General features: G+C 45.2%; 16 protein-coding genes and 3 pseudogenes. 11 read left to right on the forward strand and 8 right to left on the reverse strand.

Annotated features, from left to right (window positions below):
• Position 1: 1 nt before the first annotated feature.
• Positions 2–1,192 carry an efflux RND transporter periplasmic adaptor subunit gene (locus AC0L6V_RS12740; protein WP_409418611.1) on the reverse strand — a complete coding sequence of 397 codons (1,191 nt, stop codon included), beginning with the start codon at positions 1,190–1,192 and terminating at the stop codon, positions 2–4.
• A gap of 93 nt (positions 1,193–1,285) precedes the next feature.
• Here AC0L6V_RS12740 and AC0L6V_RS12745 point away from each other — a divergent pair, with 93 nt between their 5' ends.
• Positions 1,286–1,558 carry a TetR/AcrR family transcriptional regulator gene (locus tag AC0L6V_RS12745; RefSeq protein ID WP_418138324.1) on the forward strand — a complete coding sequence of 91 codons (273 nt, stop codon included), beginning with the start codon at positions 1,286–1,288 and terminating at the stop codon, positions 1,556–1,558.
• Positions 1,559–1,580: 22 nt separating this feature from the next.
• On the forward strand, positions 1,581–1,865 hold the full coding sequence (locus tag AC0L6V_RS12750) for a hypothetical protein (RefSeq protein WP_418138325.1): 285 nt from the start codon (positions 1,581–1,583) through the stop codon (positions 1,863–1,865).
• Here AC0L6V_RS12750 and AC0L6V_RS12755 read toward each other — a convergent pair whose 3' ends face one another.
• The 5 genes and pseudogenes from AC0L6V_RS12755 to AC0L6V_RS12775 all read right to left on the reverse strand — a co-directional run bounded on the left by AC0L6V_RS12755 (position 1,866) and on the right by AC0L6V_RS12775 (position 8,174).
• Positions 1,866–2,747, reverse strand: coding sequence for a DMT family transporter (locus tag AC0L6V_RS12755; RefSeq protein ID WP_265218353.1), 882 nt, complete (start codon positions 2,745–2,747; stop codon positions 1,866–1,868).
• 119 nt (positions 2,748–2,866) lie between these two features.
• A pseudogene (locus tag AC0L6V_RS12760) lies at positions 2,867–4,179 on the reverse strand (Na+/H+ antiporter NhaC family protein).
• Positions 4,180–4,464: 285 nt separating this feature from the next.
• Positions 4,465–5,631 (reverse strand): outer membrane protein assembly factor BamB family protein, encoded by a 1,167-nt coding sequence (locus AC0L6V_RS12765; protein ID WP_418138326.1) that lies wholly within the window; start codon positions 5,629–5,631, stop codon positions 4,465–4,467.
• Entirely contained in the window at positions 5,609–6,805 is a 1,197-nt protein-coding gene (locus AC0L6V_RS12770; protein WP_418138327.1) for a PQQ-binding-like beta-propeller repeat protein, read from the reverse strand. Before AC0L6V_RS12770 ends, AC0L6V_RS12765 begins: the two co-directional genes overlap by 23 nt.
• 175 nt (positions 6,806–6,980) lie before the next feature.
• Complete coding sequence (locus tag AC0L6V_RS12775; RefSeq protein WP_265218351.1) at positions 6,981–8,174, reverse strand: FAD-dependent monooxygenase; 1,194 nt, start codon at positions 8,172–8,174, stop codon at positions 6,981–6,983.
• 332 nt (positions 8,175–8,506) lie between these two features.
• Here AC0L6V_RS12775 and AC0L6V_RS12780 point away from each other — a divergent pair, with 332 nt between their 5' ends.
• The 7 genes and pseudogenes from AC0L6V_RS12780 (at position 8,507) to AC0L6V_RS12810 (ending at position 19,221) form a co-directional block, all read left to right on the forward strand.
• Positions 8,507–9,961: a circularly permuted type 2 ATP-grasp protein gene (locus tag AC0L6V_RS12780; RefSeq protein WP_265218350.1), complete on the forward strand. Its 1,455-nt coding sequence runs from the start codon at positions 8,507–8,509 to the stop codon at positions 9,959–9,961.
• A gap of 2 nt (positions 9,962–9,963) precedes the next feature.
• Positions 9,964–10,908, forward strand: a complete 945-nt coding sequence (locus AC0L6V_RS12785) for an alpha-E domain-containing protein (RefSeq protein WP_265218349.1) — start codon at positions 9,964–9,966, stop codon at positions 10,906–10,908.
• Complete coding sequence (locus AC0L6V_RS12790) at positions 10,905–14,267, forward strand: transglutaminase family protein (protein ID WP_418138328.1); 3,363 nt, start codon at positions 10,905–10,907, stop codon at positions 14,265–14,267. Before AC0L6V_RS12785 ends, AC0L6V_RS12790 begins: the two co-directional genes overlap by 4 nt.
• Before the next feature lie 29 nt (positions 14,268–14,296).
• A complete protein-coding gene (locus AC0L6V_RS12795; protein WP_418138329.1) occupies positions 14,297–16,552 on the forward strand; it encodes a circularly permuted type 2 ATP-grasp protein in 2,256 nt (751 codons plus the stop codon).
• Complete coding sequence (locus AC0L6V_RS12800) at positions 16,545–16,877, forward strand: alpha-E domain-containing protein (protein WP_418138330.1); 333 nt, start codon at positions 16,545–16,547, stop codon at positions 16,875–16,877. The genes AC0L6V_RS12795 and AC0L6V_RS12800 overlap by 8 nt, the downstream gene beginning before the upstream one ends.
• A complete protein-coding gene (locus AC0L6V_RS12805; RefSeq protein ID WP_265218346.1) occupies positions 16,874–17,755 on the forward strand; it encodes a transglutaminase family protein in 882 nt (293 codons plus the stop codon). Before AC0L6V_RS12800 ends, AC0L6V_RS12805 begins: the two co-directional genes overlap by 4 nt.
• A 109-nt stretch (positions 17,756–17,864) precedes the next feature.
• Positions 17,865–19,221 (forward strand): annotated as a pseudogene (locus AC0L6V_RS12810) (DEAD/DEAH box helicase).
• A gap of 87 nt (positions 19,222–19,308) precedes the next feature.
• Here the strand turns inward: AC0L6V_RS12810 and AC0L6V_RS12815 are convergent.
• Positions 19,309–20,394: a cation:dicarboxylate symporter family transporter gene (locus tag AC0L6V_RS12815; protein WP_265218344.1), complete on the reverse strand. Its 1,086-nt coding sequence runs from the start codon at positions 20,392–20,394 to the stop codon at positions 19,309–19,311.
• Complete coding sequence (locus AC0L6V_RS12820) at positions 20,321–20,701, reverse strand: cation:dicarboxylate symporter family transporter (RefSeq protein ID WP_418138331.1); 381 nt, start codon at positions 20,699–20,701, stop codon at positions 20,321–20,323. Before AC0L6V_RS12820 ends, AC0L6V_RS12815 begins: the two co-directional genes overlap by 74 nt.
• Positions 20,702–20,990: 289 nt before the next feature.
• On the opposite strand from AC0L6V_RS12820, the gene AC0L6V_RS12825 reads away from it, so the two are divergent.
• The gene (locus tag AC0L6V_RS12825) at positions 20,991–22,442 is read left to right on the forward strand and encodes a hypothetical protein (RefSeq protein WP_418138332.1); all 1,452 of its coding nucleotides are present in this window, start codon (positions 20,991–20,993) and stop codon (positions 22,440–22,442) included.
• 494 nt (positions 22,443–22,936) lie between these two features.
• Positions 22,937–23,044 (forward strand): annotated as a pseudogene (locus AC0L6V_RS12830) (hypothetical protein); the annotation flags it as partial.

Raw genomic sequence — 23,044 nt, forward strand, 5'->3', positions numbered from 1 at the left:
ATTAGTTCCCTTGGGCTGAAGAGCCATTCGAGTTGTCGGCAACAATCGCGCCAGTTTGACTATCACGCTTCATATTTACCGTGGTCACCTCACTTCCCGATCTGATTTTTGACGACCCTTCAACAACGACTTTATCACCCGCCTTAATACCTTCCGTGACTAACCACTGGTTATCTACTGTTCTTTCTACAGTCAGAATTCGGCTTTCTATTACATTGTTCGCATTGACCACATACGCAATGGGATTGCCTTTTACATCTCTAGAAACGCCCTGCTGTGGTACCAAAAGTGCAGCATTATGAGTCAATTCATGGATCAAACCACGCACAAACATGCCAGGAAGCAACAAGTTGTCAGGGTTAGGAAACTCCGCACGAAGTGTGACACTGCCTGTCGATTCATCCACACTGACTTCTCGTGCTTTTAATGTACCTTGATCTTGATATTTGGTGCCATCTTCCAACAACAAAGCAACCTTATTAGAACCCTTTTCAACATCATCTAATGCCAAAAAAGTGCGCTGTTTAAGCTGATCCAAACTGGTTTGCGCCAAGTCAACAAAGATTGGATCCAATGAACGTACTGTCGTCATTACCGTCGCTTGACTGCCTGTTACCAATGCGCCAACCGTTACTTGCGAAATACCGATGCGGCCATCAATAGGCGAACGAATTTTGGTATAATCGAGATTAATTTTGGCACTTTCTAGTGCGGCTTCTGAGCCTTTTTGTTTAGCTGTTGCTTCTAAAAAAGCTACTTGCGCATCATCAAGATCTTGCTGAGACACGTTATTTTGCTTGCGCAATTGCGTGTAACGCTCATATTTTAGCTGCGCGGACTTTAGGCTGGCGTTGGCAGATTCTAAATCAGCCTGTGCTTGCTTGTAGGAAGAAATATAAGTGGAATCATCTAGCTCATAAAGCAAATCTCCAGTCTTAACATCTTGACCTTCTTCAAAAAAACGCTTTTTTACGATACCCCCCACTTGTGGGCGAATCTCCGCAACCAAGCTAGACGTAGTTCGGCCAGGCAGTTCCGTGATTAAATCTATCTTTTGGGGTTCGATAGTCACAATACCCACTTGAACTTTCGGTGGGGATGGTGCAACAGCAGACTTAGGCGCCTCCTCCTGACAACCAGCCAACAACAGAACAAGCAGCACACTTGAAGCATATTTAAATCTAGACAACATTGAGGAGACTTCCTTTTGAAACATTGAGAATGATCATTCGCTAGCACTATAATATAAGCTATATACCTAATATATGACAAAACGTGCAAATAAATGAGAACTAATAAATTACCCTATGACAGCGCCCAACGGAAACAATGCATTATTGATGCCACGGAACAACACGCACTAACAAAAGGCTTCCATAAAGCAAGTATGAGCGAAATTGCTAAATCCGCAGGATTAAGTGTAGGGCAAATTTACCGCTATTTTGCCCACAAAGACGACATTATTCGTGAGGCTCGTCGAACAGTTTACACAAAAACGATTACAGTTTATGGCCTCTTTTCTGGACAAAAAAGATTGGTTAAATCGTCATTTTTCTGAGGAAAATCAAGAAACTCATAACATGAGAGTGATGCATGCAGAAATTCAAGCCGAAGCCACTCGAAACCCTGTCATTGCTGAAATCTACGTAGAATCCCACAACCGCTTACAAAACAGAGCTGTGGGTATTTTACAATCACGCTATCCAACCATCACCAAAAGCGAGGCTATTGCACGAATTGAAATGCTAGTGACACTGACAGAAGGATTACTGGTCCGCTGGGATTTCCAAACAAGACCTTTCAATGAGGAAATGCAACAAATTTATCGCCAAACATTGGATATTATTTTACCTGACAACATTTAATTAATGAGGTTTAAAAATTGCTCTAATTTGTGGCCAACGGCTCACTATCATGGCAATAAAGATCAGTAAACAACCAATCACCTGACCGCCCCCCATAGACTCGCTAAACCAAAATACAGCGAAAATAGCGGTCCATACAGGCTCTAAATTCATAATCACCGCAGCATGACTGACAGGCGTCAAACTCATCCCATAAGTCTGCAATAAAAATCGTAAACTGCTAGCAATCAAGGTACTTGCCAAAAACCAACCTGCGACCTCAATACTAATGCTGTGTGGTAAGGTTTCTGTTAACAAAGAAAGAAACAGTAGCAAACACCCTGCCACACTTAATTGAATAGCCGTCAGAACTAATGCGTGCATACGCATTGAAAAACGCGACAATAAGTTCAATTGTAAAGCTGACCCTAGGGCAGCCCCCAAAAAATACAAATGCGCAAATTCAAAGTCTAAACCGTTATTGAGTGCCAAAAAACCAAGTCCAATAATCGCCACTGGCAGAGCAACCCAAATGCTCAAAGGCGGCCTAGCGCCAAACATAAACCGTGCAACTACGGGAACGAGCACCACACCAAGACTGGTAATAAAAGCGCCCACACCAAGATTAGAACCTTGATCCAATCCCGTTACCCAAAACATCATGGTAATGCCCATTACCATGCCGACCAAACTGGCCTGCTTAACGTCTTGCCAGTCTAGACCTCGAAAATATTTTTGCCCTGCTAAAAATAATACGAAACCGGCAATAATAAAACGCACACCCATAAAAAACAGCGGTGGCAAACCGGCCAATGCTTCTTTCGAAAATATCCAGCCAAAACCAGCAAGAATGGTCACAAATACCAAAATAAGCTCAGCTTTTATATGAGTAACCTGTTTCAAACATCTTCCTTATAAAATAAAACGTACTAACATTAGACAACACAAAAAAGCCCGCACACCTAGTACAAAAAGACTAGATTAGCGGGCTTTGAAAAGGATTATTTACCCTTTAAGAAAGTCTATTTTGCGCCTTTAGGCCAAGCGATCACAATAGAAATCAAAGCAGCAACAGCCAACAACCAGCTGTACTGAACATAACCAATCAAAGCAAAAGGAGAAACCGCCGCCAAAGAAGAGGCTAGCAATATTTGCGCACCATAAGGTAAAACACCTTGTACCACACATGAGAAAATATCGAGCAAGCTGGCACTGCGTCTTGGATCCACATTGTAGCGTTCAGCGATATTTTTTGCGACAGAACCGTTGATTAAAATAGACACCGTATTGTTCGCCGTGCATAAATTGGTTAACGCGACGGCAGCACTGATGCTCAATTCTCCCGCTCGTGTTGAGCCAGCTTTGGCACCTAGTATACGACTAATACGCTCAATCGCACCCACTAGCCATGCTAAACCACCTTGAGATTTCATTAAAGCGGCAAGACCACCAATCAATAGCGAAAGAATCAAAATTTCCTGCATACCAGTGTAACCAGCATAAATATCAGAAGACCAAGAAGCCACTGTGTAATCGGCCTCCATAGTCAAACCAATCCCCCCGCCAAAATAATCCCGCTGAACAAAACCAACATGACGTTCACACCAGCGATTGCTAGGCCTAGTACTACAACATAAGGCAAAACTCGAATGAGATCATAATCTTGAATATCAGCGATCTGCGCATGACTGCCTTGGAAAAACAACCACACTAATGTCACCAATGCTGCAGGTAAGGCAATCTTAAAATTCATGCGGAATTTATCACGCATATCACAGCCTTGCGTTCTCGTCGCCGCGATGGTGGTATCTGAAATAATCGACAAATTGTCACCAAACATAGCGCCGCCAATCACAGTACCAACCGTCAGTAACAAAGGTAAATCTGCCGCTTCCGCTACACCAATCGCGATGGGAGCAATCGCGGCGATCGTTCCCATGGACGTTCCCATCGAAGTCGCCACAAACGCGGTAATCACAAATAAACCCGGCAACAATAAGGCTGGAGGCACGACACTTAAACCGAAATTGACGGTGGCATCCACACCACCCACACTTTTTGCGACACTAGCAAAGGCACCAGCCAACAAATAAATCAGGATCATAGTAATAATGGTGTTATCACCCACACCATTAATAAAAGTTTCAATACGCTGATTAAAATGCCCTTTACCCAACAATATAGCCAAGGCTATCGCAGGCAAAATCGCGACGGGGGCAGAGATCTGATAAAAGGCAAAGTCTACACCTTCGGACTGATACCAAAGGCCACTACCAACAAAAAGAATAAGAAAAAGTAACAGTGGCAACAGTGCCAAAGGAGATTTAGAAGTCATATCGTCTGAGGATTCCAGATTGAGTTAGCCCTGTGACTTGTGATCTTAGGGAAGAAGGCGCGAATGATAGTAAAAAGTCATGCATGAGACTAATAATAAATCGCGATGTCGTTGTTACCAAACATTATAACAAAAAAGATTAAATTTAAAATTCATTATACCAAACAGATATATGCTTTTGACATAAAAAGCCCAGTATCAACCAGTCATCCATTTGACTCATTCACACTGGGCTAAGTCGTCATTAAATACGGCTAACAATCGAAAAAAGTGATAGCGAAAAAGCTATTTTTTAAGTTTGTATGCAACCACATAGTCGCCAATGGTTGTACCAATAGACCCGTGCCCGCCAGCTACCTGAACCACCATCTGCTCCCCCTTGCTGTTCAAGTAAGTCATGGGTGTAGCTTGCCCACCGGCAGGTAAACGGCCTTTCCATAACTCCTCGCCCGTAGCCATGTCATAGGCTCGCAAGTAGTTATCAACCGCCGCGGCCATAAAGACAACCCCACCATCAGTAATTACTGGGCCACCAATGCCGGGCATACCCATTTCTATTGGCAGCTTCAATGGTGTCATATCTTCAATGGTACCGTTTTTGTGCTTCCAAACAGTCTTGCCAGTTTTAAGATCGGCACCAGCCACATAACCCCATGGTGGTTGCTGACAAGGAACGCCCAAAGGAGATAAAAAAGGTTTTAACTGAACGGCAAAATTGGCACCATCGTTAGAGTTCACGCCTTGTTCACCTTTGTTTGTTTCACTCAAATCTAAGTCCGCTTTTGGTACTAGAGTCGATGTAAACGCGAGATACAAAGGCATCCCGAACATTTGTTGACGCTTCGGATCAACTGCAATGCTGCCCCAATTAAACACACCAAAATTGCCAGGATAGACAATAGACCCTTGCTCTGAAGGTGGCGTATAACGCCCTTCATAACGCAGCTGTTTAAATTCAATACGACACAATAACTGATCTAACGGTGTCGCCCCCCACATATCCGCTTCGGTTAAATCGGCTGGTTTAAAAGACAGTGCTGAAGTGGGCTGAGTTGGCGCCGTATAGTCACCAGGAATCGCGCCTTGCGGTGCTGGCTCTTCGGTTATTGGAAAAATCGGTTCACCAGTGGCTCGATTCAACACATACACATCCCCCTGCTTTGTCGGAACAACCAAAGCAGGCTGCTTGCCTGATGGGGTATCTAAATCCAATAAAGAAGGTTGCGCAGGTGTGTCCATGTCCCACAAATCATGGTGAACAAACTGTTGCACCCAAGACACTTGGCCGGTTTCTAAACTTAACGCCACCACAGAGGTAGCGTATTTTTCTTCTGCTGGACTACGGTACATGCCCAACTGATCCGGCGTACGATTACCCATGGGGAAATACGCTAATCCTAATTTTTCATCCGCACTGGCCACCGACCAACTATTTGGCGAGCCTCGTCGCATACACATCATCCGTGCCAATTGGCGCTGTATCATCAGGGTTTCCAGAATCCCAGTTCCACTTTAATGCCCCCGTTTTTACATCGTAAGCGCGAATCACACCAGAGGGAGAATTAATATCGTAGTTATCATTGACGGACCCTGCAACAATCACCACGCCACCAGCAACCAATGGTGGCGACGTAGAGTAATAATAACCTGACTGTTTAAACGGCATGTTGTGCATTAAATCCAAGACACCATTGTCAGCAAAGTTCGCACAACGGGCCCCCGTCGTTGGATCTACGGCTATAAGACGCGCATCGGACGTTGGTAAGAACAATTGGGCGTCACACTGCATACTATTTAGACTTTCTGCAGGAACAGACGCTTTTTGTACAGGTGGAAGCGTATCCACATTAGACGGTGGTAAGTAAGACACACCGCGACAAGTCTGGTGTTGACGCTGACTGTCAGCAGGCACTTTTGCATCGTATACCCATTGCTCCTCTCCGGTATCGGCATCCAATGCCACAAGCCAGTTATGTGGAGTACAAACATAAAGGGCATTCGCCAATTTTAGCGGAGTTGCTTCGTACGTTGTCTCGCCAATATCCTTTGGCCCTTTTTTATCACCAGTCTGATATTGCCACGCTAACTGAAGCTGATTTGCATTGTCTGGCGTAATTTGACTTAGAGGAGAAAAACGCTGCCCCAAATTACTACGTCCATAGGCGTTCCACTCTCCCTGATTGACATCCCCCATATCGGCATCAGACATAGTGACAGAACGTGTCATTTGACCTTCGAGTGTTGTTGGTGACGCCATGAACAAAGGAGATAGCGTCACTAAAGCCGTCGCGATCCAAACGGGAAGTAAAAAACGACTACCACCACGGTGTTTAAAATACGCCATGAGTAAGAGCGGAATAGCGAGAACTAAGAAAAGCCCCATACGCGTTGCAAGAGGCCACCAGCTTAAACCTGACTCAGTAATCGACCAAATCAAGGTACCAATTAACAACAAAGCATATAAAAAATTGGCGGATTTACTGCGTTTTTTTAACAATAAAGCAACGGCAATAAATGCCACACCAGCAATAACATAATAGAGACTGCCACCAAGTGACACTAGCCAGCCACCACCCACTAGCAAAGCTAAACCAATAGCCCAAAAGAGTACCGAGAGAACAATCATAGGACACAATCCCTTCGCGTTTAAATTCATTGTTTAATTCATAAAAAAATAAGCTACACGACAAAACAACCGTCAGCGGCTTAATTACAATAAATGATTACAACTCAAAGTAAAAGTGTAGTGCATAAAACAACAAAATAGACTTTTTTCTTACATATTTATCATCAAATCCATCTCAAACTTCAGTGACATCATAACCATACACGGTATCTAACTTAGATTGGATAACATTAGGAACAAATCGGCCAGCGACTTGGAGCGCAGTCAATTTCATCCTACCAAGCACGTCCCCATGCATGTGATATAAGCCGGCATTAGCTTTCGACATTTGCTGAATTTTAGTCGCTCTGGGTTTGCGTAAGTGTTCATATTGAAACAAAGCATCTTTCAAGCTATGGCGAGACAGGCATTTTGCCAAAACATAACCATCTTCAATCGCCATCGCCGCGCCTTGCGCCATAAAAGGCAACATTGGATGACAAGCATCACCTAATAAAACAACTCGACCTTGATGCCAGGTTGACAATGGCTCACGACCATTTAATGCCCATAAAAACGTGCTGCGTGCAGATTGAAGTAATTCGCTTACTTCGGGATGCCAGCCAGCAAACGCTCGCTTTAACTCGTCAACATTACCCTCTTCGCGCCATGACTCTGACAACCAATCACTTCGCTCTTCCACAGCGACAAAATTCACATAATCACCGCCACGCAGGTAATAACTGACAAAATGACGGCCTGGTCCTGCCCACACACAGGCATCAGGCTTCACATCAACAGTCAGATCACTCACTGGAATCACCCCACGCCAAGCAACTTGCCCCATAAAAGTTGGACGCTCTTGCCCTAACATTTGCTCGCGTACTTTTGAACGAATACCATCTGCACCAATTAACAAATCAGCGCTGAACACACGACCATCTTCGAGCAACAAACTGACTGGCTGACGCTCGAGGTTCTCGCGATAACTAACCACCGCAGCATTTAGGACCAACTCCACACCCGCTTGTAAACAAGCTTCTACAAGAACTCGGTGTAAATCTGCGCGATGCAAGTGCCAATAAGGCGCGCCATAACGACTTTCTGCCGAAGTCCCTAGAGGTGATTTAAGATAGTATTCACCCGTTTTATAGTCACGGATCGCTGCATATTCCGGCACAAAAGCAAAAGGTCGTAATTCATCCTCTAAACCCAAATGTCGTAACACTTTCAAGGCGTTAGGGCTTATCTGTAAACCTGCCCCCACTTCACTAAGCGTAGCGGCCTGCTCACAGACCACCACTTGCCTCCCCTGCTTAGTCAGAGCCAATGCAGCACACAAACCACCAATCCCCGCCCCAGCAATCACAACATGACTCAGCTGATCCACACACCTTTCCTTTTTTTATAAATAACAAATTTATATGAATTACAGAGCGCCATCTTAGCGAATTTCAAGCGGAATAAAACCGATCTATATCATGCTTAATAAAACCTAACGGGCAAAAAAAATTTCAAATACTATGGCTCGATCCTTGCTTTATTCCCTCAGTAGTGCGAAAACACTATGCGTGACCTAACAAAAAGACAACGATATCACTGGGTCTAACCTTATAAAGTGAAGAAGTCTCCCCAATGTGGGGCGGATGCACAAAAAAGGCACACAATCATGTGCAAATTTAAAGCACCCACCTCCGGCTTGATAAAGAGAACGAGGTATACATGGAAAAACTAACGAGCCATTATCAGTCATCTAATTTTTTTGATGAGTTAATAGATGACAAGGGCGCCCCAAGATCTCCAGCAAAACAACTCTTGGGATATCTAGACAGTCTCTCAGAAGATGAACTCGAAAAAAGACGTCTCACCGCCGAAGCGACGATACAAGAGATGGGTATCAGCTTCACGGTCTACACAGAAGAAGGCAATATAGATAGAGCATGGCCCTTTGACATCATTCCCCGAACCATTGAAGCCTCAGACTGGAAAATCGCAGAAGCAGGATTAAAACAACGACTCACCGCCCTAAACCTTTTTATCAACGACCTCTACCACGATCAAAACGTCATCAAAGACGGCATTATCCCAGAACACATTATTAAAGACTCAAAAAACTTTCGACCTGAATGCGTCGGCGTATCGCCAGCCTATGGCGTTTGGGCACATATCTGTGGTACGGATTTAGTACGTGATGAAAACGGTGACTTCTTTGTATTAGAAGACAACCTAAGGGTACCTTCTGGTGTGTCTTACATGTTAGAAAATCGTGCTATTACTAAACGCGTACTGCCAGAATTGTTTGAAAACGAATCCATCCTGCCAGTTGACTCTTATACCTCACAACTGTTTGACACCTTAGCCGCTTTATCACCCAGAAACATAGAAAACCCAGAAATCGTTGTACTCACACCGGGTATCTATAATTCCGCTTATTTTGAACATGCTTTCTTGGCACAGCAAATGGGAGCAGAGTTGGTCGAAGGCAGCGATCTGTTTGTCGACAGCGACGATTGTGTTTATATGAAAACCATCGACGGTCCAGAACGTGTGGATGTCATTTATCGTCGCATAGACGACTTATTTATCGACCCTGAAGCCTTTGATCCTGAATCTGTGTTGGGTGTGGCAGGTTTGATGCGCGCATGGCGAGCAGGCAATGTGGCATTGGCTAACGCACCAGGCGCCGGTGTGGCCGATGACAAAGTCGTATACGCGTATGTACCTGCAATTATCCGCTACTACCTAAACGAAGAGCCAATTCTAAAGAATGTCAAAACCTTCTTGTGCGATGACCCAGAACAGCGGGCTTATGTGTTAGAAAATCTTGATAAATTAGTCGTTAAACCAGCCAACGAATCCGGCGGCTACGGTATGCTAGTTGGCCCACATTCCACCAAAAAAGAACAAGCCTTGTTTGCCGAATTGATTACGAAAAACCCTCGTAATTATATTGCTCAGCCAACACTAAAATTATCCACCGCACCAACACTGGTTTCCAAAGGTGTCTTAGAACCTCGCCACTTAGATCTGCGTCCTTTTATCCTGCAAGCCAAGGAGACCTACGTCACCACTGGCGGCCTCACACGTGTGGCCATGAAAAAAGGTTCCTTGGTCGTTAATTCGTCACAAGGTGGTGGTAGTAAAGATACTTGGATCGTAGAAACAAAGGGGCAGTAATCATGTTATCTAGAGTCGCAGAACGCTTATATTGGAGCGCCCGATACTTGGAGCGCGTTGAAAACACCGCCCGTTTGGTCAGTGTGTATGACGATCTACTTTTCGATCTTCCAAAAGACATAGAAGTATCTTGGTACAATCTTATTGAGATTTTAAGTGGCGAAGAAATTTTCGAACAACGCTACAAAGTAAAAGACGAACGCAACGTAGTGAAATTCCTGTTAGCGGATGACACAAATGCCAGCTCTATGCTGTCATCATTAAAAATGGTCCGCGAAAACATTCGCACAACCCGCGATGTGGTACCCAAAGAAACATGGGAATTGATTAACGAACTCGATCTGTATGCTCAGCAAAACATTAAACAAGGCATTAACCGTTCGGAACGTCATCTGTTCTTAAATACCATCATCGAGGGCTGCCAAAAAATCATCGGCCTCTTTGCTGGCGCCATGAGCCGTGATTCTGGCTGGCACTTTCTTATTATGGGACGCTATTTAGAACGTGCTGACATGGGCACTCGTATTCTTGATGCGGCCGTTTCGCTGATGCTGAAATCCGAACCGGAAGCGAGAACACAACTCGGGCAAGTGACCTGGTCAAAAGTGCTCAAATCGCAGAGTGCTTATTTGGATTATCGCCGCACCGTAAGAACATCCATCAATGGTGCAAAAGCCGCCACGTTTTTGATGAACGATCCCTGCTTCCCACGCACCTTAGCGTATTGCTTTAAACAAATAGGCGAAGCCGCAACAAAGTTGCCACGAGCAGGGTTACTTACCGCCAAAGTGGATAAAATTCTTGAATTCGATTATCCACTGGTTAGTTCGGAAGATTTGGATGAGGATTTCCACAATCATTTGAATGATCTACAGATCGCCATCATTGAAATAAATCACCAGATCACCGAAAACTGGTTTCATTTTCGGCAAGGAGACGCTGCATGACCATTAGAGTCGCAATACAGCACAAGACTACTTATGAGTTTGACCGCTTTGTAAACGTGGCCCCCCACGTTTTACGACTAAAGCCTGCGGCCCATTCGCGCACTAAAATTCACGCCTACTCTCTGAAAGTCTTGCCTGAAACGCATTTTATCAATGTGCAACAAGACCCATTTGGTAACTTTCAAACTCGCTTGGTATTTCCTGAAAAAACCAATAAATTAGAGTTTTATGTGGAAGTGATTGCTGACATGACGGTCATCAATCCGTTTGATTTCTTTGTTGAAAGCTACGCGGAAACCTTTCCGTTTGCTTATAAAAAAGAACTCAAAAAAGAACTTGATCCCTATTTGCAAGTTACTGAATCCTGTCCATTATTAGACAAATGGCTATCCACTGTTGATCGCAAAAGTGTGCCAATTAATGACTTTCTTGTTTCCATCAACAGCCGTTTAGCGGCCGAAATTGGCTATGGAATTCGTTTAGAGCCAGGTGTTCAAACTTGCGAAGAAACACTAACCTTAAAGAAAGGTTCTTGCCGTGATACCTCTTGGTTACTGGTTCAAATACTGCGCAGTTTAGGCTTAGCCGCTCGATTTGCCTCAGGCTATTTAGTACAGCTCACGGCCGATGTAAAAGCACTCGATGGCCCATCCGGACCAGAAGAAGATTTCACCGACTTACATGCTTGGTGTGAAGTTTTCTTGCCAGGCGCTGGCTGGGTTGGCTTAGATCCAACCTCTGGCTTATTTGCTGGCGAAGGTCACATTCCTCTAGCTTGTACACCAGAGCCAGCATCCGCTGCGCCCATTACCGGCTTTGTAGATAAATGTGAATGCGAATTTAGTTACAGCAACATTGTGACGCGAATCCACGAAGATCCGCGCGTAACCAAACCGTACGCTGAAGGTGAATGGGAAACCATCAAGGCACTTGGTTTTGCGGTCGACAAAGAGCTTGAAGATGGCGACGTTCGTTTAACAATGGGCGGTGAACCAACCTTTGTCTCCATTGATGACATGGATTCAGAACAATGGAACACTGGTGCATTGGGCGCAGAAAAACTTAAGTTAGCCAAAGACTTACTGATCAAAATGAAGCAAGAATTCGGTGCTAACGGCCTACTCCATTATGGGCAAGGCAAATGGTATCCGGGTGAAGAAGTGCCACGTTGGGCGCTGGGTTGTTTCTGGCGCACCGACGGCCAAGCCTTATGGAATGACCCCAAATATTTGGCTCGCGTAGACAAAGACTACAAACACACCATCAAAGACGCGCAAGCCTTTGGGGAATTGTTGTGTGAAAAGCTCGCCCTAGATAAGCAATATCTACAAAGCACTTATGAAGACACGCTTTACTATTTATGGATGGAACAATCCCTTCCTGTGGACGCGGATCCAACCAAAGCCGATTTAAAAGACGATTTAGAACGACGCCGTCTCGCTAAGCTACTGAGCCGAGGATTAAGTACGACAACAGGCTTTATCTTACCGCTGGAGTTTGATAGCTATCAAAATAGCTGGAACAGCTCCCTCTGGCCAATGCGCAGTGATGTGATCACCTTGATTCCTGGCGACAGCCCAATGGGTTATCGTTTACCACTGAATTCTTTGCCAGCGCAAGCCGAAGAAGATCGTATTCCTGAGCGAGACCCCTTTGATCCTCGCCAACCTTTGGCGAACAAAAAAGACAACCCAGTATTAGACAGCGTAGCCAAACAGCATTTTGCTAAAAAACCAGCTGTCGAGCCTGCTTTAGCGCCAGAAAAAACGTTGAAAAACGTGATTCGCACTACCTTGTGTATCGAACCGCGTGATGGCCGCTTGCATATTTTCATGCCGCCAATGACGCATCTTGAGCATTTTGTTGATGTACTTGGACAGCTTGAAGACGTAGCAAAAACGCTGGATTTGCCTATTGTGATCGAAGGTTATGAACCACCAAAAGATCCACGCCTGCAAAAATTTCTGATCACTCCTGACCCAGGCGTTATCGAGGTGAATATTCACCCCGCAGCCAGCTGGAAAGAGTTGGTTCACAATACCGAAACCCTGTATCACCAAGCCTATCTTTCTCGCCTAGGTGCAGAGAAGTTCATGCTGGATGGTCGTCATACTGGCACAGGCGGTGGTAATCACGTAACGCTTGGTGGCCGTACACCGGCAGACAGTCCGCTGCTACGTCGCCCTGAGTTACTGCAAAGTTTGGTCACCTTCTGGCAGCATCATCCCGGCTTGTCTTATCTTTTCTCTGGTATGTTCATAGGCCCAACCAGTCAAGCACCACGTCCAGATGAAGGTCGCGATGAAGCCTTGTATGAAATGGAAATCGCTTTCCAAAACATGCCTTCTGGTTTTGTTGAAGAACCTTGGTTAGTAGATCGCTTGATGCGTAACTTGCTGGTCGATATCACAGGTAACACACATCGCTCTGAATTTTGTATCGATAAACTTTACGCAGCGGGCAGCGCCAGTGGTAGACAAGGTTTATTGGAATTCCGTGGCTTTGAAATGCCGCCGCATCCGCACATGTCTCTCGTGCAAATGCTGTTGTTGCGCTGTTTAGTCGCACGTTTCTGGAAAGAACCGTACAAAAAACCTTTGGTTCGTTGGGGCACCAGCTTGCATGACAAATTCATGCTGCCACATTTTGTTTGGCAAGACGTCAAAGAAGTGGTCGAAGATCTTCAGCGCCATGGTTTCCCATTCAAATTAGAATGGTTAGCACCGTTTGAAGAGTTTCGTTTCCCTCATTATGGTCGTCAAAAAATCGATGACATGGAAATCGAGCTTCGTTGGGCAATTGAGCCTTGGCACGTTCTAGGGGAAGAAATTACCGGCTCGGGCACCGCTCGTTATGTAGATTCTTCTGTTGAACGTTTACAGGTGAAGTTATCTGGCTTAACCGATGGACGCTATGTACTGAGCTGTAATGGCCGTCGCGTGCCGATTCGCGCTACAGGTCGTAAAGGCGAATATGTGGGTGCTGTACGTTACAAGGCTTGGGCGCCACCATCTGCGTTGCACCCAACACTCGGAACCGATACGCCACTCATATTTGATTTGATCGATACATGGAATGGTTTATCTGTGGGCGGTTGTACGTACCATGTGTCTCACCCAGGTGGACGCACCTATGACAATGTACCGGTCAATAGCAATGAAGCGGAAGCCCGTCGCGTTAACCGTTTCTGGGATCATGGCTTCACTCAAGGCACGCTATCTCCACCGCCAGCCTTCAGTGCATTGCGCTCTTTTTACCCGAATGGCGACGTGCCTCGTGCCATGTCACCACCAGCAGAAGAGCCAATGAATGAATATCCGCATACATTAGATCTAAGGAAGCAGTATAATGTTCTCTAATAATTAATTTTTTTAGGCTCAAGCACATTATGCAATTTCAAACAGGTACTTTTTTAACGTCGGTAATCGATGAGAAACCGACGTTATCTTCCGCCTATGATACTCCTATGCATGCTTATGATGAGGCCTTCACGGAAGATCGCCAACCTCGCCCTCATTGGGAATCCATCATGAGTCACATGGAAAGTCTTACCAATGAGGAAATGCTGGATAGACAGCGTCGTGCCCAGCGTATCCTTCGTGAAGATGGCGCCACCTATAATTTAAGCAGCGACCCACTCACTCCCAGTGTTTGGTCGCTGGATCTTATTCCGAATATTATTCAAACCGAAGAATGGCTTACTATCGAACAAGGTTTAGCACAGCGCTCAACCTTGTTCGATCTCTTATTAAAAGATCTTTATGGTTCACAAGAGTTACTGAAAAACGGCATCATTCCTTCTGAAATCATTTTTAGTCATCCGGGCTTTTTACGCCAATGCCATGGCGTAACTGTACCTGGTGCTCACCAACTATTGCTACACGCAGTAGATTTGGTACGTGATCCAAGTGGACAGTTTCAAGCCATTGGGGACAGAACCCAAGCACCTAATGGTGCGGGTTATGCGTTGGAAAACCGTGCTGTCGTCTCACGTGTGATTCCTAACAGTTTCCGAGACAGCCAAGTACGTCGACTTGCTGGCTTCTTTTTATCTTTCAAAAGCATGTTATCGTCGTTAGCAAGCCAATGGACAGACACGCCACGTATCGTTGTACTCAGCCCTGGAGCATTAAGCAGTACCTATTTCGAACAAGCGTATCTTGCAAACTACCTAGGCTTTTCCCTTGTTCAAGGCAGTGACTTAACGGTACGTAATGGCGCTGTATGGATGAAGTCGCTCAACGGCTTGGCACGTGTCGATGTTATCTTACGTCGTGTAGATGACGCCTATTGCGATCAAGCAGAACTAAGAGCAGACTCCTTTCTTGGCGTACCAGGCTTACTAGAAGTAGTTAGAGCAGGCAACGTCGTGTTAGCCAACCCGTTAGGCAGTGGCATTTTAGAAGCTCCTGCTTTAATTAAATTTTTACCGGCCATCAGTGAATTCTTGATGGGAGAGCAACTAACTATTCCTTCCGTGGCGACATGGTGGTGCGGTGACCATGACGATTTCCATTACGTCCTTGCCAACATACAAAGTTTAATTATTAAACCGGCCATTCGTCGCCATGACAGTAGCAGTGCCTATGGTCACACGCTGACAGAAAAACAAAAGCTTAGCCTGATAGAAAAGATCAAAAAACATCCTCACTTTTATGTGGCGCAAAGCTATGTCCCCGGGTCCATGTCCCCCATTTGGTTAGACGGCAAAATACAAGCTCGTCCGAGTATTTTGCGTGCTTTTACTGTGTCTAACCCAACGGGATACACGGTGATGCCTGGAGGGTTATCACGCACTGGCGAATCGTCTCAAGAAGCCATTGTCTCGAATATTAGTCGCTCAAAAAGTAAAGACACTTGGATACTGGCAGCCGAGCCAGAAGAACAAACCTCTCATCAAATCGAACAGGTTCTTCTACACGATGAAGCATTACAGTCCAACCTACCTAGTCGAGTAATTGAAAACTTATTCTGGATGGGACGCTACGCCGAACGTGCTGAAATCAGCATGCGTTTGCTGCGTACCATTTTTAAGCAAATGAACGGCGTAGATCCTCTCCCCAAAGAAAGCCAACGCACTTTGCTGGAAATGGCCTCTACGCAAACCAGCTGTTTACCGGGTTTCATGGAAGCTGATGATGACATGCTTGCTCACCCTGAAGCCGAATTAGTATCTATTATCACCGATGGCAGTAGAGCAGGTTCCGTAAAAGCCAACCTACAAGCCATGCTTAGCTGCAGTGAACAAGTCAAAGAAATGCTGTCTGCGGACACTCGTATCATTATTAACGAGTTGCGTGATCACATTCATGAATTGGATCGCGCCTACACCAATGGCTTACCTTCTGCACCAGAAGAATCTCTAGACAGCCTTGTTACCTCACTATTAGCATTGTCTGGTTTAAATCATGAAAGTATGTTGCGTGGTCTCGATTGGACTTTCCAAGAAATTGGTCGCCGCACAGAGCGCGCGCTTCAAACCGCAACCCTGCTTCGTTCCGCCCTGACCAAACCACTACCGTCAGCACCTCAGCAACAAATTTTAGAATCGGTTTTATTAAGTGTGGAAGCCCTTATTTCCTTCCGTCGCCGCTACCGTAACAGAGCCTCGGGTTGCCTACGGACTGGATTTGCTGATGATTGACGGCACCAACCCACGCTCTTTATTGTATCAAGTAGATCAATTACGCAAGTACATTATCGAATTACCACGTAACAACAGTGCAACTGCGAGAACCAGCCCTGAGCATAAAATTATCATCAAGTCGTTAAACGACATTCAACTTGCCGATTTAGAAGACCTTGCTAAAGTCGATGAAAAAGCACAAAGCCGTGTCAAATTAGAAGCCTTAATGACCGAGCTTCTAGAACAACTAGAGCAATTCACGGTACTCATTAGTGACAAGTATTTTGATCATACTGCTGGCCCTCAATCATTGACCGACGCAATCAAAGGAACTCGCCTATGAGATATCGCGTTCGCCATATTACAGAATACACTTACGGTGCGCCTGTCAGCTTGTGCTATAACATGGCACATCTACTGCCGCGCGACACCCGAAACCAACGCTGTCTTCATCAGAAAATACAGATTAATCCGCCCCCCGTGTATCAAAACGATGGGGAGGATTATTTTGGTAATCAAACTTTCTATTTTTCGATTCAAGAAGCACATAAAAAACTGGTAATTGACGTCACAACCGACTTTGAAATCACGTCACTTAACGTGCTCGAATGGCAAACACAAAGTACGCTCAGTTGCGGTGAGTTACGGGCCATGTTAAACGCACCCAACACGCCAGAACTGCGGATGGCGAAAGAATACTTATTAGATTCACCACAAATTCGCCGTTCAGAGGATTTAAAAGCGTACGCTCAAAGCACATTTGCCGATAATGAGCCTGTTTTACAAGCCGCGATGGCGTTTACTCACAAAATTTTCAGCGAATTTAAATTCGACCCTAGCACCACAACCGTTGCCACTCCTCTCGAACAAGTGCTAAAGCAACGCAGTGGTGTGTGTCAAGACTTTGCCCATTTAGCCATCGGCTGCTTGCGCTCGGTTGGCATTCCAGCTCGCTACATGAGTGGTTACTTAGAAACCTTGCCCCCACCGGGGCAAGAAAAACTGGTCGGTGCAGACGCTTCTCACGCTTGGTTCGCAATATTCACACCGGATTTTGGCTGGGTAGAATTTGATCCTACGAACGATCTAATGCCAAATGAACAGCATATCGTTACCGCATGGGGCAGAGACTATTCGGATGTCACGCCATTGCAAGGCGTCATTTTTGAGGGCGGCGGCTCCCAACAATTAGCGGTCTCAGTGGACGTTAGAAGAGTTTGACTTGATAGTACATAGCATGTGCATCAGATATAAGGTAAGCTTCGCACAATTCTTGCATAACCTGACCATTCAGCTTTGCGCCTGCCTTTGATATAACATGAGAACATCTATGAGTTTCAACAAACTTGGGCTTTCTGCCCCCATCTTAAAAGCCATTGAAGACCAAGGCTATACTGAGCCATCTGCAATACAAGCTCAGGCTATACCCGCTATCCTTGAAGGTCAAGATGTGATGGCCGCAGCTCAAACCGGCACAGGTAAAACAGCTGGATTTACCTTACCCTTGCTTGAACTGCTTAGCAAAGGCGAACACGCACAAGGCAATCAAGTTCGTGCATTGGTCTTAACACCAACGCGAGAACTGGCAGCCCAAGTGGCGGAAAGTGTAAAAGATTACGGACGTCATCTTGCTCTAAAATCTACTGTGGTTTTTGGTGGCGTGAAGATCAATCCACAAATGATGGCACTGCGTCGCGGCGCGGACATTTTGATCGCTACGCCTGGTCGTATGATGGATCTATACAACCAAAACGCGGTGAAATTCGACAAGCTCGAAATACTGGTATTGGATGAAGCAGATCGCATGCTCGACATGGGCTTTATTCATGACATTAAAAAAATCCTTGCGATTCTGCCGAAGAAACGCCAGAACCTTTTGTTTTCTGCGACCTTTTCACCTGAAATTCGTCAACTTGCTAAGGGCTTGGTAAACAACCCTATCGAGATTTCTGTGACGCCGCGCAATGCCACGGCCGTGTCTGTTGAACAGTGGTTGCACCCTGTCGATAAGAAACGCAAAACGGAACTATTGATTCAATTGATTTCCGAGGGACGTTGGGACCAAGCCTTGGTGTTCTCACGCACCAAACACGGCGCCAATAAGATCACCAAACAACTCGAAGACGCTGGCATTCGTGCCAGCGCCATTCACGGCAACAAAAGCCAAGGCGCACGTACTCGAGTGCCTATCTGACTTTAAAGAAGGCCGCATTCGCATTCTTGTGGCGACAGACATCGCGGCACGTGGATTGGATATTGAACAACTGCCTCACGTGGTCAACTTTGACTTACCAGATGTAGCAGAAGATTACGTTCACCGTATTGGCCGTACAGGACGCGCTGGCGCGACAGGAAAAGCGATTTCATTAGTTGCTGCTGACGAGTTAGATCAATTACGCGCTATTGAGCGTTTGACTCAGAAGCTTATTGAACGCCGTTACGAAGACGACTTCATACCAACGCACATGTTGCCAGATACAACACTAGATACACGTCCAATTAAACCAAACAAGCCGAAAAAACCCAAAGCACCACGCGATCAACAAGGTGGCGCAAGACAAGGCAATGCGCCCAAGTCAGGTAATCGTCGCCCAGCGCCGAAAGCCGAAGTGACACCAGGTCCAGGACTGCGCAGTAAACCGCTAGCCCCTGCTCGCCGTAACCGCAAACCAAGCAGCGACAATTAGTCGTTACTCATCGCGTAAAAACTAAGTAAACAGCATAAAAAAACCACCGCTTAGGTGGTTTTTTATGCTTTACAGTCTGAAATGGAACTAACTGTTTTTCAGCTCTAACTCTGGCTCTTCATCGCGTGCAAACAAACCTGCGTCTGAATGTCCTAACCACTTCGACGTAATAGTCCCGGCTGTCATTGCACCATTAACGTTCACAGCAGTACGCCCCATATCGATCAAAGGTTCGATAGATATTAATAAACCAGCTAACGCAACTGGCATATCTAAGGCAGACAGCACGATCAAGGCTGCAAATGTCGCGCCCCCACCAATACCTGCGATACCAAATGAGCTGATAGTCACAATAGCAATCAATGAAATAATGAAACTCGGATCTAATGGGTTAATCCCCACTGTTGGTGCAATCATCACAGCGAGCATGGCTGGATACAAACCTGCGCAACCATTTTGCCCCATAGTGGCACCAAATGAAGCCGAAAAATTCGATTCACCTTCACCGTTTCCAAGACGCTTCACCTGAGTATCGATATTCAGCGGAATCGTTCCTGCACTTGAGCGAGACGTAAAAGCAAACAACAATACCGGTAGAACTTTCTTAAAGTAACGAAGGGGTGAAATGCCGTTAAACGCCAACAAGCATAGATGCATCACTAAAATAAGTGCCAAGCCCACATAAGACGCTACGACAAAGTTTAACAAGGTCAAAATATCAGACACATTGGACCCAGCAACCACCTTGGTCATCAAAGCAAGAATACCGTATGGCGTAAGGCTTAGCACCATACGCACCAAGGTTCTAACGATAGATTGAGCTACATCAACAAAACGTTCGAAACTTGCTCCTAACTCTGGCTCTTTACGCGCAACAGTCACACCAGCCACACCCACAAAAGCAGCAAAAATAACCACAGCAATAGTAGAAGTAGGACGACTTCCCGCTAAATCAGCAAAAGGATTACCTGGAAAGAAAGAGGTAATCATGTCAGCAAAGGATACACTAGCCAACCCTTCTAAACGAGTTTCTAACGCCGCGCCTCGTGCCATTTCACGAGCGCCTTGTACGATACCTTCTGCAGACAAACCAAATAGGTTACTCACAAACACGCCGATTAAAGCCGACACTGCTGTCGTCGCCAGCAAAATACCAATGATAGAGCCAGACATTTTGCCCAAAGAAGCCCGTGTCTTTTACCTTCACAATGGCACCAATAATCGACACCAAAATCAACGGCATAATGATCATCTTTAGCAAGCTAACATAGCCATAGCCAACAATGCTCACGTACTCTAACGTCTCATTATTAGCTGCACTGTCAACACCATAGATGAATTGCAACGCCGCACCAAACACCACACCCAAACCCAAACCAGTAAATACTTGCGTGGATAAGGTCTTTTTGGCTTTTTGTAATTTAAACAACAACGCGATTAACAAAGCGAACACCGCTAAGTTAAGAATGGGATACAACATGGAGGAAAACCTTAAAAAATCACTTATAGAACATCGTCTTTCCTGCTACCTAGAAACAGAAAATCGATACGTTAGGGCCATCTTAACAAAATGCTGACCAAATGGATAAGACGGAAAAATCATTAACTTATATAAGAAAAACGAATAAGAAACCTTTCTTTTCATAAACCCGTAAAAAACGTCCATTATACTAGCTAAACATTTGCAAAAAACCTCAAGTTCAACTTCTATTAAAAGACGACAGCGTCCCGTTTACACCAACTCAACCCATAGACCATGGAAGAAAATAGTGACGATTAAAAAGCCTACGTTCAGACGCTTCCCTATCAAAATACTCGTTGCCAATATGTTCCTGATGGCCATTGTGATTACCGCAGGTATCGCTATTTCGCTACAATACAATGCCAGTAAAAATATAGCCGTTACTCACATGCTGTCTAATATGAATTTACTGTCAGCTCATATGAGAGATAGTGTTCACGGCCTAGAGAAAGACGCCACACAAACCGTTAACCTACTAGCAGAACTCATCGTTTCAGACTTATCAGGCGCCACTATTGAAGACAAAACTAGCCTATTAAGCGCATTTTTACGAGAACGGCCAGAGCTATACAGCCTTTATATTGGTGACAAACAAGAGAACTTTTTTCAAATCGTTAACTTGGACTCAGCCAAAGACATAAGACAACGAATGGGAGCTCAAACGGATGACCGTTGGGCCGCGGTCGATATTTCAGGCCTCGGAGAACAACGGCTACGCCGCACTTATTACTATTCTGATACCTTGCGTTTAAATCATCAAAAGACTGAAAACAGCCATTTCTTCCCCACAAAACGACCATGGTTTGTGGCATCAGAGCAAAACCACATATATAAAACGGAGGCCTATCTTTTTCAGCACTTACAAATATCGGGGCAGACCTATGCCAAAAGAATCCGCAATACCGAACAGGTCGTTGGCTTAGACATACTGCTCTCTTCCCTATCAGATCAACTGACGTTGTCTTCATCAACGTTTTTAAATGGCCAAGAGCAAGCGGTCTTGTTTAACCAAAATGGCAACATTCTCGCCTCAAATAGTAGACTCCATGACTCAGACAAAACACCTCCTATTCCATCTTTACAGGATTACCTTGGTACTTCCCTCAAACGTTTAATCGACCTAGCCAATGACCCAAATGCACAACAACCCATGCTGATCGAAAAAGAAGACAATCAGCAATATTATGTGTTTGTCACCGCCATCGGTAATGACATATTGAATCGACAATACCTAGCCATGCTTTTGCCTAAAGACCTATTGTTTCAACACGCCACCGAAGAAGCACTCCATTCCGCACTGTTTAGTGCTCTGGTCATGGTCGTTCTATTGCCTATTATCTGGCTATTCAGCGCTCCCATCGTGCGCCCTATTAGACAATTACAACGCGAAACCGAGAAGATAAAACAACGTCAATTTGACGATGTCACATTCACCGATTCACACATCAAAGAAATCTGGCAACTGTCTAACGCCTTTGTCGCCATGTCACAAGATATCAAACAACATGAGGAGAGCTTAAAAGAATTTTTAGAGGCCTTAATCCGCCTGATTGCTACAGCTATTGATAATAAATCGGCTCATACAGGCGGTCATTGTTATCGAGTACCAGAACTGGGATTAATGCTGTCTGAGGCCCTGGAACAAACCCAAGAGGCTCTTATAAAGATTTCCAATTCGCCAATGCCAATGAACGCTTAGAGTTTCGCATTGCGGCTTGGCTGCACGATTGCGGAAAAATCACCATGCCTGAACACATTATGGACAAGGGCTCCAAACTGGAATGCCTCTATAATCGTATTCATGAAATCCGCACTCGTTTTGAGGTCCTATGGCGGGATGCCGAAATAGCGTATTTACATGCAGTGCACATGGAAAAACAAAACCCAGAGGCGGCTTTAAAAGTCTGGCAAGAACGTCAAACCGCCTTACAGGAACAATTTGCTTTTATTGCCAAAGCCAACCTTGGTAGCGAGTTCATGAGTGAAGCAGACCAACAAAAAGTCAGAGACATTGGCACACAGACATGGACACGACACTTTAGCGACCGCTTAGGCTTATCGCCCGCAGAAGAAACCATGCGAACCACACAAACCCAAACAGTCGATCTAAATCATGAAGAGAGAGCACAGCAAGGCATAACAGAAAATCTATTATCGGATAAACCTGAGCACATTATTCCACGTTTCAAAGAAATGACATTTGATCCATTATTAGGCATAAAAATGGCTGTACCAGAACACCAATATAACCAAGGTGAGATCTACAATCTCACCATACCCAAAGGCACACTGACCAAAGAA

The sequence above is a fragment of the Marinomonas sp. G8-14 genome (genome assembly GCF_055808935.1).

What these genes read in the sequence shown, in the direction of transcription:
- AC0L6V_RS12740 (WP_409418611.1), bottom strand. Translation starts at nt 1,192, where the DNA reads ATGTTGTCTAGATTTAAATATGCTTCAAGTGTGCTGCTTGTTCTGTTG.
- AC0L6V_RS12745 (WP_418138324.1), top strand. Translation starts at nt 1,286, where the DNA reads ATGAGAACTAATAAATTACCCTATGACAGCGCCCAACGGAAACAATGC.
- AC0L6V_RS12750 (WP_418138325.1), top strand. Translation starts at nt 1,581, where the DNA reads ATGAGAGTGATGCATGCAGAAATTCAAGCCGAAGCCACTCGAAACCCT.
- AC0L6V_RS12765 (WP_418138326.1), bottom strand. Translation starts at nt 5,631, where the DNA reads ATGCGACGAGGCTCGCCAAATAGTTGGTCGGTGGCCAGTGCGGATGAA.
- AC0L6V_RS12770 (WP_418138327.1), bottom strand. Translation starts at nt 6,805, where the DNA reads ATGATTGTTCTCTCGGTACTCTTTTGGGCTATTGGTTTAGCTTTGCTA.
- AC0L6V_RS12780 (WP_265218350.1), top strand. Translation starts at nt 8,507, where the DNA reads ATGGAAAAACTAACGAGCCATTATCAGTCATCTAATTTTTTTGATGAG.
- AC0L6V_RS12785 (WP_265218349.1), top strand. Translation starts at nt 9,964, where the DNA reads ATGTTATCTAGAGTCGCAGAACGCTTATATTGGAGCGCCCGATACTTG.
- AC0L6V_RS12790 (WP_418138328.1), top strand. Translation starts at nt 10,905, where the DNA reads ATGACCATTAGAGTCGCAATACAGCACAAGACTACTTATGAGTTTGAC.
- AC0L6V_RS12795 (WP_418138329.1), top strand. Translation starts at nt 14,297, where the DNA reads ATGCAATTTCAAACAGGTACTTTTTTAACGTCGGTAATCGATGAGAAA.
- AC0L6V_RS12800 (WP_418138330.1), top strand. Translation starts at nt 16,545, where the DNA reads ATGATTGACGGCACCAACCCACGCTCTTTATTGTATCAAGTAGATCAA.
- AC0L6V_RS12805 (WP_265218346.1), top strand. Translation starts at nt 16,874, where the DNA reads ATGAGATATCGCGTTCGCCATATTACAGAATACACTTACGGTGCGCCT.
- AC0L6V_RS12815 (WP_265218344.1), bottom strand. Translation starts at nt 20,394, where the DNA reads ATGTCTGGCTCTATCATTGGTATTTTGCTGGCGACGACAGCAGTGTCG.
- AC0L6V_RS12820 (WP_418138331.1), bottom strand. Translation starts at nt 20,701, where the DNA reads ATGTTGTATCCCATTCTTAACTTAGCGGTGTTCGCTTTGTTAATCGCG.